At 72.0% G+C, this 15,399-nt stretch carries 13 protein-coding genes and 2 pseudogenes; 7 read left to right on the top strand and 8 right to left on the bottom strand.

What is annotated here, in order from left to right:
- Position 1 precedes the first annotated feature (1 nt).
- On the bottom strand, positions 2 to 1,396 hold the full coding sequence (locus ACFYZZ_RS18035; protein WP_389176614.1) for a M1 family metallopeptidase: 1,395 nt from the start codon (positions 1,394 to 1,396) through the stop codon (positions 2 to 4).
- Between the two features lie 70 nt (positions 1,397 to 1,466).
- Here ACFYZZ_RS18035 and ACFYZZ_RS18040 point away from each other — a divergent pair, with 70 nt between their 5' ends.
- Positions 1,467 to 1,967, top strand: coding sequence for a hypothetical protein (locus tag ACFYZZ_RS18040; RefSeq protein ID WP_389176616.1), 501 nt, complete (start codon positions 1,467 to 1,469; stop codon positions 1,965 to 1,967).
- Positions 1,968 to 1,971: 4 nt separating this feature from the next.
- On the opposite strand, the gene ACFYZZ_RS18045 is transcribed toward ACFYZZ_RS18040, so the two are convergent.
- Positions 1,972 to 2,655, bottom strand: coding sequence for a pentapeptide repeat-containing protein (locus ACFYZZ_RS18045; protein WP_389176618.1), 684 nt, complete (start codon positions 2,653 to 2,655; stop codon positions 1,972 to 1,974).
- A 137-nt stretch (positions 2,656 to 2,792) separates the two neighbouring features.
- On the opposite strand from ACFYZZ_RS18045, the gene ACFYZZ_RS18050 reads away from it, so the two are divergent.
- The 3 genes and pseudogenes from ACFYZZ_RS18050 to ACFYZZ_RS18060 all read left to right on the top strand — a co-directional run.
- Positions 2,793 to 3,953, top strand: a complete 1,161-nt coding sequence (locus ACFYZZ_RS18050; RefSeq protein WP_389176620.1) for an NAD(P)-binding protein — start codon at positions 2,793 to 2,795, stop codon at positions 3,951 to 3,953.
- Between the two features lie 49 nt (positions 3,954 to 4,002).
- A complete protein-coding gene (locus ACFYZZ_RS18055; RefSeq protein WP_389176622.1) occupies positions 4,003 to 4,977 on the top strand; it encodes a zinc-binding dehydrogenase in 975 nt (324 codons plus the stop codon).
- Positions 4,978 to 5,037: 60 nt separating this feature from the next.
- A pseudogene (locus tag ACFYZZ_RS18060) lies at positions 5,038 to 5,316 on the top strand (MFS transporter); the annotation flags it as partial.
- Between the two features lie 106 nt (positions 5,317 to 5,422).
- Here the strand turns inward: ACFYZZ_RS18060 and ACFYZZ_RS18065 are convergent.
- The gene (locus tag ACFYZZ_RS18065) at positions 5,423 to 8,665 is read right to left on the bottom strand and encodes a Tat pathway signal protein (RefSeq protein WP_389176624.1); all 3,243 of its coding nucleotides are present in this window, start codon (positions 8,663 to 8,665) and stop codon (positions 5,423 to 5,425) included.
- Positions 8,666 to 8,763: 98 nt separating this feature from the next.
- Positions 8,764 to 10,170: an NAD(P)/FAD-dependent oxidoreductase gene (locus ACFYZZ_RS18070; RefSeq protein WP_389176626.1), complete on the bottom strand. Its 1,407-nt coding sequence runs from the start codon at positions 10,168 to 10,170 to the stop codon at positions 8,764 to 8,766.
- Positions 10,171 to 10,787: 617 nt separating this feature from the next.
- Here ACFYZZ_RS18070 and ACFYZZ_RS18075 point away from each other — a divergent pair.
- Positions 10,788 to 11,183 (top strand): annotated as a pseudogene (locus tag ACFYZZ_RS18075) (CHAT domain-containing protein); the annotation flags it as partial.
- A 17-nt stretch (positions 11,184 to 11,200) separates the two neighbouring features.
- Here the strand turns inward: ACFYZZ_RS18075 and ACFYZZ_RS18080 are convergent.
- Entirely contained in the window at positions 11,201 to 11,920 is a 720-nt protein-coding gene (locus ACFYZZ_RS18080; RefSeq protein WP_389176894.1) for a rhomboid-like protein, read from the bottom strand.
- Between the two features lie 143 nt (positions 11,921 to 12,063).
- Between ACFYZZ_RS18080 and ACFYZZ_RS18085 the strand changes: the two genes are divergently transcribed.
- Positions 12,064 to 13,134: a nitrous oxide reductase family maturation protein NosD gene (locus ACFYZZ_RS18085; protein ID WP_389176628.1), complete on the top strand. Its 1,071-nt coding sequence runs from the start codon at positions 12,064 to 12,066 to the stop codon at positions 13,132 to 13,134.
- 56 nt (positions 13,135 to 13,190) lie between these two features.
- Complete coding sequence (locus ACFYZZ_RS18090; protein ID WP_389176630.1) at positions 13,191 to 14,219, top strand: methyltransferase; 1,029 nt, start codon at positions 13,191 to 13,193, stop codon at positions 14,217 to 14,219.
- An 84-nt stretch (positions 14,220 to 14,303) separates the two neighbouring features.
- On the opposite strand, the gene ACFYZZ_RS18095 is transcribed toward ACFYZZ_RS18090, so the two are convergent.
- From ACFYZZ_RS18095 to ACFYZZ_RS18105, 3 genes are read right to left on the bottom strand one after another with little or no spacing between them, the layout of a single operon-like run.
- Positions 14,304 to 14,627 carry a TcmI family type II polyketide cyclase gene (locus ACFYZZ_RS18095; protein ID WP_386573687.1) on the bottom strand — a complete coding sequence of 108 codons (324 nt, stop codon included), beginning with the start codon at positions 14,625 to 14,627 and terminating at the stop codon, positions 14,304 to 14,306.
- 22 nt (positions 14,628 to 14,649) lie between these two features.
- Positions 14,650 to 15,129, bottom strand: a complete 480-nt coding sequence (locus ACFYZZ_RS18100; protein ID WP_389176631.1) for an SRPBCC family protein — start codon at positions 15,127 to 15,129, stop codon at positions 14,650 to 14,652.
- A gap of 1 nt (position 15,130) precedes the next feature.
- Positions 15,131 to 15,388: an acyl carrier protein gene (locus tag ACFYZZ_RS18105; RefSeq protein WP_389176633.1), complete on the bottom strand. Its 258-nt coding sequence runs from the start codon at positions 15,386 to 15,388 to the stop codon at positions 15,131 to 15,133.
- Positions 15,389 to 15,399: the final 11 nt, after the last annotated feature.

Consider the following 15,399-nt stretch of genomic DNA (forward strand, 5'->3'; position numbering starts at 1 on the left):
GTCATGGGTGGTCCGGCTTTCCGTCGCCGTACAGCCAGTCCTTCCAGATCTCGCGGAAGTCCTTGTCCGGGGCCTTCTTCTCCACGTACGCGGTGAAGTCGGCCGTGTCGGCGGTGCCGTAGCGGTGGGCGGCGGCCCAGCCCTGGATGATGTCGTAGAAGGTGTCGTCGTCGACCTTCTGGCGGATCTTCTGCAGGACCATCGCGCCGCGGTCGTAGACCGGTCTGTCGGAGATGTGCGCGGCGCTTGTGGGCTTGGCCGGCGGGAAGGCCCACAGGGCCTCGTCGTCGTCCTCGTACAGCTCGTCGAAGGTCTCCTGGGCGCTCTTGTCGCCGAAGTCCTCCTCGTACAGCCACTCCGCGTAGGTCGCGAAGCCCTCGTTGAGCCACATGTCCCGCCAGCTCTTCGGGGTGACCGAGTCGCCGTACCACTGGTGGGCGAGTTCGTGCACGAGCGTGCTGGTGTCGAACTGGTCGGCGGGGAAGACGGGCCGGGTCTGGGTCTCCAGGGCATAGCCGACGTCTTTCGGGCGGTCGACGACCGCGCCGGTGGAGGAGAACGGGTACGGCCCGAAGTTGGTCTCCTCCCAGTCGATGATCTCGGGGATCTTCGCGAGCACCTTCGCGCTGTCCTCGGCCTGGGTGGGGTCGACCGCGGTGAGGACGGGCAGGCCGTGCGGGCCCGTGGTGCGGGTGATGTCGTAGCGCCCGATGGCGACCGTGGCGAGGTAACTGGCCATGGGCTGGGCGGAGTGCCAGGCGAAGGTGGTCCGGCCGCCCTTGGTGTGCTGACTGGTCAACTCTCCGTTGGAGACGGCCTGGAGGCCCTTCGGGACGGTGACCGTGATGTCGTACGTCGCCTTGTCCGAGGGGTGGTTGTTGCCGGGGAACCAGGCCATGGCGCCGACGGGCTCGCCGAGCGCGAGAGCGCCGTCTGCGGTGCGCAGCCAGCCCTCCTCGGAGCCGTCGGCGTCGGTGAGGGTCTTCGGTCTGCCCGCGTAGCGGACGGTGACGCGGAACGTCTCGCCCTTGTCGAGGTCGTCGTGGGGCCGGACGGCGAGTTCCTGGCCGGCGCGGTTCCAGCGGGCGCGCCTGCCCTCGACGGTGACCGAGTCGACGTCCAGTCCGGCGAGGTCGAGGTCGAAGGCGGACAGGTCCTTCGTGGCGCGGGCGGTGATGACGGCTTTGCCGGTGAGGTGGCTGGTGCCGGGGGTGTAGTCGAGCGTGAGGGCGTAGTGGGTGACGTCGTAGCCGCCGTTGCCCGCCTTCGGGAAGTACGGATCGCGCAGGCCGGAGCCCCCCGGGGTGCCGTGGACCCCGCCGTCGCACGCGGTGCCGGTGAGGGCGAGAGCGAGCAGGGTGGCGACCGCCGGGACAAGGCGCGCGGATCTGGACATGTCAGTGATCTTAGGCGGGCGGAGCAGACGGGAGCAGGGGTGAGGCGGTGGGCGTGACACCATCTCTTCCGTGCTCGACATCGGCTACGCCCTCTCCAACCGCTTCCCGGACCCGCCGCAGACCGACTACCGCCGCGCGGACGTCCACGCGCTGCGGCACGACCTGTTCTGCGGGGACGTCTATCTCGCGGACACCAAGTCGGACCGGGAGCTGTCCACAGCCTGGGGATGGGTGCCGGTGCTGGACTTCGCGTGGGCGCTGTGCGACATCGCGGAGCAGCTGGACCGGGATCCCATGGGCTCCCGCGCCTCCCGGCCGCAGCACGCGGAGCTGGACTTCACCGAGTCCACCGACCGCATGCTGTTCGAGCGCCGCTTCGGCTGGGTGGACGTCGAGGCCGACTGGATGCCGGCCGAGGAGCCCCCGCTCACCTTCTCCCACACCGAACTGCGCCGCGAGGCACGGGACTTCCTGCACGACCTGATCGCCGATCTGACCGACCTCCACGAGGACCTGGCGGAGAACCCGGCGATCTGGACGCTCCAGTCGCGTTTCCCCCGCCTGCCCTGAGCGCTCAGTCCTCCACCCGGATCCCCAGCTCCCCCGCCAGCACCGGCGCCAGATCGAGCAGCTGCCCGGTGCTGATCACCGCCCCCGACAGCCGGTCCAGGCCCCGGACGATCTCCAGCGGAGCGGCCCCGCGCAGGTCCACGTCCTTCAGGGTCGCACCGCTGAAGTCGGCCTCCTTCAGGGCGCAGTCGAGGAACTCGACCCGCTCCAGGCGGGCGCCCGCGAAGTCCGGCTCGACCAGGACGCAGGAGTCGAAGACCACGTCCTTGAGGCGGGCCTCGCGCAGGTTGAGGTAGTCGATCTTGCCGCCGCGGATCACGACCCGCTCCAGGACGGCGCCGTGGAGCTGGGTGCCGCCGAGGCGGGGGTCGATCAGCTCGACGTCGCGGAGCGTGGACTCGGCGAGGTGGGTGCCGACGCCCCGCAGGCCGGTGAGGACCGAGTCCAGGAAACGGGCCCGGCCCAGTGCCGTCTCGTCCAGCGCACAGCCCGTCAGCGCGCAGTCCAGGAAGCGGGCGCCCGCGCCGTCCTGCCCGGCCAGGTCCGCCTCCTGGAACTCCAGCCCGTCGTAGTCACCGTCCGGCGCCAACTCCCCGTCCGTCCAGGGTTCCAGGGGCGGCAGCCGCAGCTCCGGCCGCCGTGCGCCCTTGATCCCCGCCCTGTTCGTGCCCGTCGCTCTCCTCGCCATGGCCCCATGCTGCACCCCGCCACTGACAACCCGCCTGAGCTGCGGACTTCAGATCCGCGCCGGGCCGATGTCACATTTCGGGGCCCTGTTCGGTCGTATGCACGGAAGGTGAACCGACCCGAGGGAGAACGCACCCCATGCATCGCATCACCGTCGTCGGCGGCGGCTTCGCCGGGCTCACCGCCGCCATCACGGCCGCCGAGGCAGGCGCCGAGGTCACCGTGTACGAGGCCCACCACACCCTGGGCGGCCGGGCCCGCACCGCCGAGGCGCCGTACCGGACGAACGAGGGCCCGCACGCCCTCTACAACGGCGGCCCGCACTGGACCTGGCTCAAACAGCGGGACCTGATCGGGCCGCTCGCCCCGCTCCCGCCCCTGGAGGCGGCCCGGCTGCGGCTGCGTCACCACGGCGTCCTGCGCCGCACCCCGCCCTTCGCCCTGCTCAAGCTGCTGCGCCCCAGCGTCCGCCAGGCTCCCGTCGACAGCGACTTCCTCAGCTGGGCGACCGGCATCGCCGGTGAGGAGGGCGCCCGGGCGGCGGCGAACTACTCCGCCGTCGCCCTCTTCCACCACGACCCGGGCGCCCTGTCCGCCGCCTTCGTGCAGGAGCGGCTGCGCCGGGCCACCAAGCTGCCACCCGAGGCGCACTATCCACGCGGCGGCTGGGCGAGCGTCATCGACCGGATGGCCGCGCGGGCCTGGAACCTCGGTGTGCGGATCGAGACGCTGTCCCGCGTCGACACCCTGCCGACCGACACCCCAGTGGTCGTCGCCACCTCCCTGTCCGCCGCCCGGCGGCTGCTCGGCGACGACTCGCTGACCTGGCCCGGCGGCCGTACCGTCCTGTTCGACCTCGCCCTGCGCACCCGGCGCGGGGACGCCTTCGCCGTCTCCGACCTGGACGCGCCCGGCTGGATCGAGCGGTTCACCGCGCAGGACCGGACCCTCGCCCCGGCCGGCGAGCAGCTGATCCAGGGGCAGATCCCGATCGGGCCCGGCGAGGCGCGCGCCGGCGGTCTCGCCCGCGCCGAGGAGCTGCTCGACCTGGCCTTCGAGGGCTGGCGGGAGCGGGTCACCTGGCGCCGGGAGTCCGTGGCGGAGGGTCGTACGGGGGCCGTGGACCTGCCGGGGACCAGCTGGCGGGACCGGCCCTCGGTGGACCGCGGCGACGGCGTCTACCTGGCCGGCGACCAGGTGGCGGCGCCGGGCGTGCTGTCGGAGGTGTCCTTCAACAGCGCGGTCACCGCGGTGTCGCTGATCCTCGGCCGGACCGTCCTTGACCTCAAGCATGCTTGAGGTTGAAAAGTGGCCCCCGGAGACGGAGACACGATCACTGGGAGGTCCCATGCACGCCGTGCGCCTGTACGCCTTCGGACCGGCCGAGAACCTGACCTACGAAGAGGCCGCGGACCCGGTCCCGGGGCCGGGCGAGGTGCGGATCGCCGTCGCGGCGGCCGGGGTGCACCTCCTCGACACGGCCCTGCGCGAGGGTCAGCAGGGTCCGCTGCCCGAACCGCTCGCGCTGCCGACCGTCCCCGGCCGTGAGGTCGCGGGGGCCGTGGACGCCGTCGGCGACGGTGTCGAGGAGACGTGGCTCGGCCGGCGGGTGGTCGCCCACCTGGGCTTCGCGCCCGGAGGGTACGCCGAACTCGCCGTCACCGCCGCCGAGCGCCTGCACGAGATCCCGGAAGGACTGGGCTTCGCCGAGGCCGTCGCCATGATCGGTACGGGGCGTACGGCGCTGGGGATCGCGCAGTTCGCCGAGCCTGGTCCGGACGACGTGGTCGTCGTACCGGCGGCAGCGGGCGGCATCGGCACCCTGCTCGTGCAGTACGCCAAGAACGCCGGAGCGACGGTGATCGGCCTCGCGGGCGGTCCGGAGAAGACCGCCCGCGCGCGGGCCGACGGCGCCGACCTCGCCGTCGACTACAACGACACCGCCTGGCCGGCCAGGGTCCGCGCCCATCTCGCCGGCCGGCCCGCCTCGATCGTCTACGACGGCGTCGGCGGCGCGGCCGCCCGGGAGGCCGTGGCGCTGCTCGGGCCCGGCGGCCGGCATCTCGTCTTCGGCTGGTCGGCGGAGGGCATCGGGGAGGGCGCCCGGGGCCACTTCGTCGACGGGCTCTCCGAGTCGGTCCTCGGACCGGCGATGCTGCAGAAGGCCGGCGGACTGCGCGCCCTCGAACTGCGCGCCCTCACCGAGGCCGGCCGGGGCCGCCTGCGCCCGGCCGTCACCCGTTTCCCGCTCTCCGAGGCGGCCGCGGCACACCGGGCGCTGGAGAACCGCGGCACGATCGGAAAGGTGGTGCTGGAGCCATGAGGCCCAAGCACGGCAAGGCCCCGCACGCGGATGCGATACGCCCTGATTCGTGGCCTTTTCGCCATCGCCGCGGTCCTCGGGGCCTTCGCCCTGCTGCACGACCGCCCCGGCCGCACCGACGTACCCGGTGTCCTGCTCGGCTGCGGCGGACTCGTCGCGATCGTCTACGGCTTCAGCGAGGCCGAGCCGCGCGGCTGGACCGACCCGCTGGTGCTCGGCCTGTTCGCGGGCGGTGTCGTCCTGCTCATCGCGTTCGTCCGGTGGCAGAACCGCGCCCCGAGCCCGCTGCTCCCGCTGCGCATCGTCAAGGACCGCAGCCGCGCGGGCTGCTTCCTGACTGGGTGGCGGAGCCGGTGGCCTGACCCGCCGCGCATCGCGCCGCAACCGTCGAGGGGGAGGGTGGCCGACGGCCACCCTCCCCCTCACCCGTGGTCTGTCGGGCGGGTCAGCCGGTGACCGCCTTGGTCGGCGCGCTGGTCGCGGAGCCGTCCTTGTGTCCGGTGCGGTGGGCGATCACCTTCACGGTGATCTTCTTGCCCTTCTGGGCCGCCTTCAGCGACAGCGACGACTTGGTCGCCCCGCTGATCGCCCGGCCGTTCGCGTACCACTCGTACGCGTACGACGTGGCCGCCGGGCTCCAGGTGCCGTTCGTCGTCCGCAGCGTCCTGCCGACCTTCGCCGTGCCGCTGACCACCGGCGGCTTGGTCGCCTTGGGCGCGTCCCCCTTGGCCACGGTCACCGCGGGCGAGGTCGCCGTACCGCTGCTCCAGCCGCTTCTGGCGGCGGTGACGCTCACGGTGAGCTTCTTGCCGACCAGGGACGCCGGGATCGTGTACGACGCAGCGGTCGCCCCGGAGATGTCCTTCCCGTCGACTTTCCACTGGTAGCCGTACGACGACGGGGCCTGCGACCAACTGCCGGTCGAGGCAGTGACCTTGGCGCCGGTCTTGGCGGTACCGGTCACCTCGGGCGGGGCCGTGTTCTGCAGCCGGGGCTGCTCGGTCACGGTGAACGAGCCGCGCTGGTACTCACAGCAGCCCGTGAACACACTGACGTTCCAGCTGCCCGGGACCGCGCCGGTCAGGTCGAGCGTGGCCGTCACCGAGCGGTTGTCGGCGGCGACCGAGTCCGCCTTCGCCCTGATGGTCTGGCCCGCCCGGCTCAGCCGGACCTCCGTGTCCGGGCCGAGCGCGGTGCCGGTGACGGTGACCTGCACCTTGCCGCCGCTCGCGCCCGTGGCCGGGCTGACCGCCGTGACGGACGTCTTCTCCGTGCCGCACAGCGAGGAGGAGCAGGCCAGCCTGGCTCTGTAGGAGGTGCTCGACGCCTTCTCGGGGAGGCCGAGGACAAACACCGTCGGGGTGGCCGCCGAGGACGAACCGAGCGCGGCGCACCGGTAGCTCTCGGGGACGTAGCGCGTACAGCCGTTGTTCCAGGTGGCCGTGTTGTACAGCGCGGGCACCGCCGTGGTGGTGGCGCCGGTGGTGTCCGTGACGTCGAAGTCGAAACGGTCGAAGCCGCCGGTCGGCAGCGCCGCGCACACGGCGGTGTGCGACTCGTCGAGCGTGCCGGTGACCGGCCCGTACCCGAACGCGACGGACGGCACCTTGGTGCACTCGGGCGCGGGGCCGTCGGCGGTGGCGATGCGCAGGGCGTCCAGGTGGTACTCGGGCGAGGCCTTCAGGTTCGCCGGGGTCTGGACGAGGACCTGGTGGGTGGTGGAACCGGTGACCGCGCAGGAGCGGTTGCGGAAGGAGCACTCGGTGCTCCCGTCACCGCCGAGGACGGCGATGTTGGCGGTACCCAGCGGATCCCGGACGTCGACGTGGAGGACGTCGGTGGCCGCGTCGGTGGTGACCTGCGCGCAGTTCAGCGTGCCGGGAGCGCCGTACGTGCCCTTCACCGACGCTCCGCCCACCCGGGCCGCGGCGGTCCTGGTGCAGCCCGCCGAGTCGGCGGTCGCGGTGACGTCGCGGCGGGTGAGGGTGTAGGCGGCGGCCTGGTCGCGGCCGGTGACGAGCACGGTGTGGGCCTTGCCCGGGGTGAGCGGGCACAGGGTCCAGCCGCTGGTGGTGGCCGAGCGGTCGCAGACCTGCTTGCCGGTGGAGTCCAGGACCGAGAACTTCGCGGGTACGTCGCCGGAGGTGGCGGTCAGCTGGAAGACCTCGGCGCTCGTGTGGGCGTCGGCCGGGATGCTCAGACAGTGCGCGAAGACGCCGTCGCCCGTGGTGAGCGTCGCCTTCGCACCGTCGGCGGTGAAGCTGCCGGCGGGCAGGACGGGGCAGTCGTTCGAGCCGTCCGTGCGGTACAGGGCGACCGCGTACGGACCGGTCGCGCCCTCGGCGCTGTACTCGGTGTGGAGCAGCGCGCGGAAGGGCGCCGTACCAGTGAGGGCGCAGTCGCCGGCGGACAGGCTCCGCGCGTCGCACTGCTCGGCGCCGTCCCGGTCCACCACCTCCACGTCGGCGTCGACGCCGGAGGAGGCGAGCGGGGTGAGCGCGGCGATCCGGGCGCCCTGCGGGGCGGGCAGGGTCAGGCAGTCGTACTGGCCGACCGTGCTCAACTCGCCCTTGTGCAGCCCCGTCCCGGTCGTCTCGCACCCGGCGTCGGAGGCGCGGTCGAGGACGACGAGGCCCTCGCGGGGGCCGGAGAAGGGGTAGGGGCTTTCGAGGAGCGCGGTGTACGTGCCGGCGGAGGGCACCCGGCACGGGTCGGTGCCCGACCGGCACACAGTCCTGCCCTCGGCGTCGTACACCCGCACCGGGCCGGTGGAGCGGTCCTCGCTGACGTGGTGGACGGTGTACCGGCCCGCCTTGTCGGCGGTGAAGGTGAAGCAGGGGTTGGCAGTGAGGTCCGGACCGTTCAGGACGCCGTACGGCCGTACGGGTGCCGGGGTGCAGCCCCGCGGGTCGTTCAGGCGGCGCACGCTCACCGCGTACTCGGCCGGGAAGCCCTTCTCCCCGCGCGTCACCTGGGAGATCACGCGGTAGGGGCCCTTGCCGCCGGAGGGCAGGACGCAGCTGTCCTCGCCGTCCTCCGGGAAGTGCGGGCAGATGCGGGCGCCGGTCGCGTCGGTGATCCAGGCAGAGGAGGAGCCGTCCACCCTGGGGCCGTAGGCGAGACGGATCCGCTCGCCCGGCTTCGCCTCGAACGGCTGGCAGTCGACCTCGACGGGGCTCACCGTCGTCCGGGTGACCACCGGGAGGTCCCAGGCGGTGCCCACGGAGTCCGCGCAGCCCTTCACGGAGGCGAGCGGGACGACCGTCACCGCCGTGTCCGCCGCCGACCCGCCCTGGTTGCGGACGCTGAGCGTGTAGGTGCCGGCCGTGGGCAGGTCGCACCAGCCCTTGTCCGCGTACTCGGCGTTGTAGCAGTCGAGTTGGGTGCCGTCGGCGCTGGTGACGTGCGGGTACAGGTCGCTGCTGTCGTCCTTCAGGGACACCAGGTGCAGGCCCGGCGCGTCGGCGGTGAAGGTGAAGCAGGCGGTGCCGTCGGCCGGGACGCTCGCCTTGGCGGCGGCGTCACCGGGGTCGCCGAACGGTGCGAGAGAGAGCGGCGCGCACGACGGGTCGTCGGCGCGGGCGGCGCCCGCCCCGCTGAGGGTCAGCAGTGAGGCGAGCAGCGAGACGAGGACGGCGACGGCGGTGAGCCGCCCGGGTCTCACCGCCGTACAGGTGTTGCCGGACAAGGAATTCCCCCTGGATGGTCGGTAGTTGAGGCGATGGTCGCACACAGGTGCGACACGGCCTCAACGAGTTTCCAGGGGGCCCGGCGACCCGTGATGCCTCAGTGGCGCCCCGCCACCCGGTCCGCGACCTGCGCCAGGCGGGAGGACTGCGTGCCCGGGCGGAGGAGTTCGCGCCGGTCGGCCGCGCGGTAGGTAGCGTACATGCCCTGGACGCCGAGCCAGCGGAACGGTTCCGGCTCCCACTTGCGGACCTTGTGGTTCACCCAGGGCAGGTCGGTCAGCTCGGTGCGGCCGGCCTGGCCGGAGTCCTGCTCGACGAGGTCGCGCAGGGTGCGGGCGGCGAGGTTGGTGGTGGCGACGCCCGAGCCGACGTAGCCGCCCGCCCAGCCGAGGCCGGTGGCCCGGTCGAGGGTGACCGTGGCGCACCAGTCGCGCGGGACACCGAGGACACCGGACCACGCGTACTCGACGCGCACGCCCGCGAGGGCGGGGAAGAAGCGGGTCAGGATCTCCCGCAGGGCCTCGATCGTCTCCGGCTGGGTGCGGCCGTCGTTGTCGGTGCGCGAACCGAAGCGGTACGGCACCCCGCGCCCGCCGAGCGCGATCCGCCCGTCGGCCGTGCGCTGCGCGTACATGTAGGCGTGCGCCATGTCGCCCAGCGTCTCCCGGCCGTCCCAGCCGACGGCCGCCCACTGCTCGTCGGTGAGCGGCTCGGTGGCGATCATCGAGGAGTTCATCGGCAGCCAGGTGCGCCGCTGGCCCTTCAGGGAGGCGGTGAAGCCCTCCGTGCAGCGCAGGATGTAGGGGGCGCGGACCGTGCCGTAGGGGGTCACGGCGTGCTTGGGGCGGATCTCGGTGACCGGGGTCGACTCGTGGATGATGACGCCGAGCGCCTCCACGGCCACCGCGAGGCCCTTCACCAGCTTCACGGGGTGCAGCCGGGCCCCGTGCGGGGTCCAGGTCGAGCCGACCGTGCCGGCCACCCTGATCCGCTCGGCGGTCTGCCGGGCGCCGTACAGCTCGCGGTCCTTCTCGCCGTACGACAGCTCGTGCTCGTGGAACGCCTTCAGCCGGGCCAGCTGGGCGGGCGTGGTCGCCACTTCCAGTACCCCGCCGCGGTGCACGTCGGCGTCGATGCCCTCGGCCTCGGCGACCGTGACGACCTCGGCCACGGTGTCGTTCATCGCCTTCTGCAGCCGTACGGCGGCCTCGTGGCCGTGCAGCTTCGCGTACCGGTCGCGGCCCGCGATGCCGTTGTACAGCCAGCCGCCGTTGCGGCCGGAGGCGCCGTAGCCGCAGAACTTCTGCTCCAGGACGGTGATGCGCAGGAAGGGGGCGGCCTGCTTTAGGTAGTACGCGGTCCACAGCCCCGTGTAGCCGCCGCCGACGATGACGACGTCGGCGGATGCGTCCCCGGGCAGCGGCTCCCGCACCGCCGGGAGACCGTCGTCCGCGTACCAGAAGGAGATGCCGCCGTTGACGACACCGCTTGCCGTGCTTGTCATGCGCGGACGTTAACCGCTCCTGGAGACTGAGTGGAAGTGGGTCCTACGGGGCGAGGCACGCGCACGGCGGGGGAGCCGATGGGCAGCGAGGTTCGACGGGACGACGACGGCGCCGGGTTGGCGGAGCTGCGGAAGGAGGCGGAGGACGCCGTCCGGGAGGCCCGACGGTTGCTCTCCGCCGCCGACGAGCGGGTGCTGACCGAGTCTTTGCCCGGGACATCACGGAGGCCCTGGAGGTGATCGACCGCCTCGCCGCTGCCCCTCCCGCCCCGGAGTATCCGGAGTTCCAGAAGCGGACCGCGGAGTTCAAGCGGGACCTTGAGCTGATACTCACCGAGGCAGCCGTCACGGGTGCGGCCGCCGCACCCGACATCGCCGAGGACGGCGATGACCCCGATGAGGCCACCGCCCCCGAGGACGCGCTGCTCGACGCCGTCCGCGGCCTGGTGGCCCTGGCCGGCTCACGCAGCACGCCGCAGTTCACCCGCGTGCTGGTCTGGCTGAACATCGAGTTGCGTCCCAAGGGTGACGGGCGAACCAGCGGCGGCGCGGACCTGGTGGACCCGGAAGCCGCGCCGCCGACCCGGTGCTGCGGGCGCTGCGCGCGTTATGACGACGCGTACGGCCGCCGGCCGGACACCGCGGGCCCGCTGGTCGTACTCAGCGCCTGCGAGACCGACCTGAGCACGCGCCACCACGACGAGGCGCTGAGCCTCGCCACCGCGCTGGTCACGGGTGGCGCCGCCGACGTCGTGGGGTCCCGCTGGGCCGTGCATGACAGTGCCACCGCCGTGATGATGGCCGTCTTCCACCATCACCTCACCGCCGGCGGGCTGGCCCCGCCCGACGCCCTGCGCGCCGCCCAGCTGTGGATGCTCAACCCGCGCCGCAAGGTTCCGCACACCCTCGACGGCCTCCTGCGCCGCGAGGCCGCCCGCCCCGACCTCCACCGTCTGCATCACTGGGCCGCGTTCACCCACCAGGGCAATCCGGCGTCCGCGGCGACGGGGTGAGGGGCGGCTCCACCGCGTCAGCCGGTCGGTCCGCCGTTCGACGAGGCGGTCGTGATGCGCCGCAGCGCGGCCAGGGTCTCCTTCGGGTCCCATGCTCTGCCGCGGCCTCTGACCAGCGGACAGCACGCCAGGCCGATCAGTACGGACAGGAAGTGCCCGAAGTCGGTGAAGGTGCGGCTGGTGGCGAGCGGGACCGTGTAGATCGCGAGCAGGACCACCAGGTACAGGTACCGCCAGGGCGCCGCGATCCGGTAGGTGAGCACCGCCGCCACGCCCGCCAGGGCGTAACTCACGCCGATGTCCAGGGTGTTGACCGCGGAGTGCGGGGCCATGCCGTCGTGGATCGCCTTCAGCAGGGCCAGCTCGCTGATCAGCGTGGCGAACACGTGCGCGGCCACGCACACCGCGAGCCAGCGCAGGGTGCCGAGCCAGCGTTCGGCCTGGGCGTGGAAGACGGTGTACAGGACGGCGTACGGCAGCCAGTGCCCGCTGTCGATCCACATCGCGCTGGTGATCAGCACCCGTACCGGGTTCTGCGACAGCTCGTGGATGTTGGTCGACCGCTGCCGCAGGAAGTCCTCCTCGAACTCCGGCGACATGTGGTGCAGGGCGACGGTGGTGACGAACAGGATCAGCAGCCAGACGTAGGTGCCCGGGGCGCTGCGGACGTAGGCCGTGACGCCCGGGGCCCTGCGGACACAGGCCGCGACCGCCCGGAGCCCACGCCGACATCGGATGACCCGGTTCACGCACGTCAGTATGACCGGATGAGCTGAGGAGGCGTGCAGCCGGCGATCAGGCGGGAGGTGCGCGGCGGCTGACACGCCGCCGGATGGACTATCCGGGCACTACCGGATTGAACGGTCATACGGTACGCGATATGAAGAGATGTCACGTCGCATATCTCGCCTGTACCGCGGCCCTCGTGGGCGCGGGACCGGGCGCGGCTCCCGCCGCGGCCGCACACCAGACCCTGCTGGTCCGCCCGGGTGAGTCCATCCAGAAGGCGGTGGACGCCGCGCGGGCCGGAGACACCGTGCTCGTGCTCGGCGGTACCTATCACGAGAGTGTCAAGATCATGACGCCCGGGCTGACCCTGCGCGGCGTGGGCCCCGGGACGGTGATCAAGCCCGTCAACAAGAAGACCTCGGACAAGGCGGCCAACAGCTGCGCCGAGCACGGCACCGGCATCTGTGTGCTGGGCACCAAGACCGAGAACATCGAGGGTGTCACCGTCGAGGACCTGGCCGTGACCGGCTTCAGCAAGACCGGTGTGTTCGGCATGGCGACGGACACCATGACCGTCCGCCGGGTGCACGCCTACAAGAACGGCGTGTGGGGCATCGCCCAGGAGCGGTCCGTGCACGGGCAGCTCCTGCACAACTACGCGCACGACAACGGCGACGCGGGCCTGTTCCTCGCCAACACCATCACCGAGGAGGCGGGCGCCTACGACGCCGGGCAGACGCTGGTCGCGCGCAACCGCCTGGAGGGCAACCGGATCGGCGTCACCGTGCGCAGGCTGCGCAACCTCGCCGTTGCGGAGAACTACGTCACCGGCAACTGCGCCGGGGTGCTCGTCGTCGGCGACGAGAACAAGCCCAAGGCCGGCGCCCTGGAAGTGGCCGCCAACCGCGTCGTCAAGAACAACAAGTCCTGCCCGAAGACCGAACGGCTGCCCGCCCTCCAGGGCTCCGGCATCGTCCTGACCGGCACCGAGGAGGTCACGGTCACCGGGAACCTGGTCACCGACCACTCGGGCACGTCCCCGCTGTCGGGCGGCATCGTGCTGTTCAAGAGTTTCGTGGGCGCCACCGGCGAAAAGAACCGGGTCAGCGACAACATGCTCGCGAGCAACTCCCCGGCGGACCTGGTCAACACCGAGACCGGCAAGAGCAATGCCTTCCAGCACAACTCCTGCCGGGCCTCCAAGCCCGCGGGCCTGTGCTGACCGCACCCCCCTGCCCCTGCTGGACCGACGAACGCCGAAGAAAGAGAGGGCGGCACATGACGTCCGCTGAAACAGCCCCACCGCCACCCATGCGGCTGCGCGAACTCGTGTTCGGCGCGGCCTGTGCCGCCGCCGTCCGGGCGGCGGCCCGGCTGGGCGTCGCCGACGCCCTCGACAACGCGCCGATGGCCGTCGAGGACCTCGCGGCCGCGGTGAAGACCGAACCGAAGCCGCTGCGCCGGCTGCTGCGCGCCCTGTCCTGCTACGGCGTCTTCGCCGAACAGCCGGACGGCACCTTCGTGCACACCGAGACCTCCCGGCTGCTGCGCGAGGACGACCCGAACAGCCTGCGTGCCATCGCCCTGTGGTGCACCGAGCCGTGGACCTGGGACGCCTGGCCCAAGCTGGACGAGGCGGTGCGCACCGGCAGGAACGTCGTGGAGGACCTCTACGGCAAGGAGTTCTTCACCTACCTCAACGAGGACGCCCCCGAGTCCGCGGACGTCTTCAACCGCGCGATGACCCGTTCCAGCGAGCAGTCGGCACGGGAGGTGGCGGCCCTGCTGGATCTGTCCGGCAGCAGGTCCGTCGCGGACGTCGGCGGCGGCCAGGGGCACGTGGTGGCGTGCCTGCTGGACAAGTACCCGGAGATGCGGGGCAGTCTGCTCGACCTGCCCCGGGTGGTGGACAACGCACTGCCGCGGCTGCGCGAGGGCGGCGATCTCGCGCACCGCGCGCGGATCGTGCCCGGCGACGTCCGGGAGGCGATCCCGGTCCAGGCCGACGTCTACGTCATCAAGAACATCCTGGAGTGGGACGACGAGAGCACGGCCCGGACGCTGCGCAACGTCGTCGAGGCGGGCGGCCCCGGCACCCGGGTCGTCGTCATCGAGAACCTGGTGGACGACACCCCCTCGATGCGCTTCAGCACCGGCATGGACCTGCTGCTGCTCCTCAACGTCGGCGGGGCCAAGCACACCACCGACTCCATGGTGAGCAGGCTGACCTCGGCGGGCCTCAAGGTGGAGGACATCCGGCCGGTCAACCCGTATCTGCACGCGTTCGACTGCCACGTGCCCGGGTGACACGAAGAAGTACAGAGCACCGGCCGCCGGGCCCGCGACGCTGCGGGCCCGGCGGCCGGTGGCCGTCCGGACGGGCCGTACGGCTCAGTCGCGCTCCCAGACGTAGAAGCGGTGTGCCATCGCGTCCTTGGGGGACCTCCAGGTCTCCGGGTCGTACGCGCTGACGTACGCCTGCAGGCGCTCGCTGATGTCACGGAACTCGGGGTGGTTGGTCACCTTGGCGATGGCCGGTCCCGGCTCCCGCTCGGACTCGATGAGGTGCATGTACACGTCGCCGAACTGGAAGAGGCTGCGCCGCACCACACCGACGAGGTGGGGCAGCTCTCCGCGGTCGGACTCCTCGAAGACCTTGGCGATGCCGGGTGCGGAGCCCGGGGCCATCCGGGCGACGATCAGGGCCTGGTGCATGGGGCCTGCTCCTTCTTCCGGTTCAGTCGGCCAGGGCCGGTGCGGGCCGGTGTCCGGCGGCGGCCTTCTCGATCTTGTCCCGGATGAGGGCCATCTGGACCTTGGAGTTCCGGTTGATGTTGTCGGTCATCCACTCGTCGTCGACCGGGGCGTCGGGCTTCATCGCGAAGTCCTGCGTCCAGACCATCCGGGTGCCGGCCGGGACCTCCTCGTACCGCCAGTGGATGTCCATGTGGGCGAAGGGGCCGGTCTCGACGCGGCGGGCCTTCACAGTGAGGGTGTCGCGGTCGGGCTCGCGCTCGGAGACCCAGCTCCAGACGACGTCGTTGTCGTCCGGGTGCATGGTCAGCCGGAACGTCGTCTTCTTCCCCTCCCGGGAGAGGACGTCGACGGACGCGTACTCGCTGAACAGCTGGGGCCAGCGCTCCAGGTCGTTGGTCATGTCCCAGACCAGGTCCAGCGGCGCGGCGATGGTGATCTCGTTCTGTGTGTGTCCTGCCATGTCAGGCTCCTGCCATCAGAGTGCTGTTGACCAGGTCGAGGAACTGCCGGGGCGTCTTGCAGCGCTCCGCGTCGGGCGGCATCGGGGTGCCGTGCGTGTTCTCCAGCTCGCCGACGATGCCGAGCAGGCCGAGCGAGTCGACGCCGAGGGCGTCGAAGCCGGACTCGCCCTGCTCCAGAAGCACCTCCGGGGCCACGGTGACCCCGGCGGCCTGCTTCATCAGCGCGGCCAGTTCTTCCACGGTGATCTGTGCGGACATGCGATTACCTC

Source organism: Streptomyces sp. NPDC001816 (genome assembly GCF_042892235.1).
Classification (GTDB): domain Bacteria; phylum Actinomycetota; class Actinomycetes; order Streptomycetales; family Streptomycetaceae; genus Streptomyces.

What these genes read in the sequence shown, in the direction of transcription:
- ACFYZZ_RS18095 (WP_386573687.1), bottom strand. Translation starts at nt 14,627, where the DNA reads ATGCACCAGGCCCTGATCGTCGCCCGGATGGCCCCGGGCTCCGCACCC.
- ACFYZZ_RS18085 (WP_389176628.1), top strand. Translation starts at nt 12,064, where the DNA reads ATGAAGAGATGTCACGTCGCATATCTCGCCTGTACCGCGGCCCTCGTG.
- ACFYZZ_RS18045 (WP_389176618.1), bottom strand. Translation starts at nt 2,655, where the DNA reads ATGGCGAGGAGAGCGACGGGCACGAACAGGGCGGGGATCAAGGGCGCA.
- ACFYZZ_RS18090 (WP_389176630.1), top strand. Translation starts at nt 13,191, where the DNA reads ATGACGTCCGCTGAAACAGCCCCACCGCCACCCATGCGGCTGCGCGAA.
- ACFYZZ_RS18105 (WP_389176633.1), bottom strand. Translation starts at nt 15,388, where the DNA reads ATGTCCGCACAGATCACCGTGGAAGAACTGGCCGCGCTGATGAAGCAG.
- ACFYZZ_RS18100 (WP_389176631.1), bottom strand. Translation starts at nt 15,129, where the DNA reads ATGGCAGGACACACACAGAACGAGATCACCATCGCCGCGCCGCTGGAC.
- ACFYZZ_RS18050 (WP_389176620.1), top strand. Translation starts at nt 2,793, where the DNA reads ATGCATCGCATCACCGTCGTCGGCGGCGGCTTCGCCGGGCTCACCGCC.
- ACFYZZ_RS18055 (WP_389176622.1), top strand. Translation starts at nt 4,003, where the DNA reads ATGCACGCCGTGCGCCTGTACGCCTTCGGACCGGCCGAGAACCTGACC.
- ACFYZZ_RS18035 (WP_389176614.1), bottom strand. Translation starts at nt 1,396, where the DNA reads ATGTCCAGATCCGCGCGCCTTGTCCCGGCGGTCGCCACCCTGCTCGCT.
- ACFYZZ_RS18070 (WP_389176626.1), bottom strand. Translation starts at nt 10,170, where the DNA reads ATGACAAGCACGGCAAGCGGTGTCGTCAACGGCGGCATCTCCTTCTGG.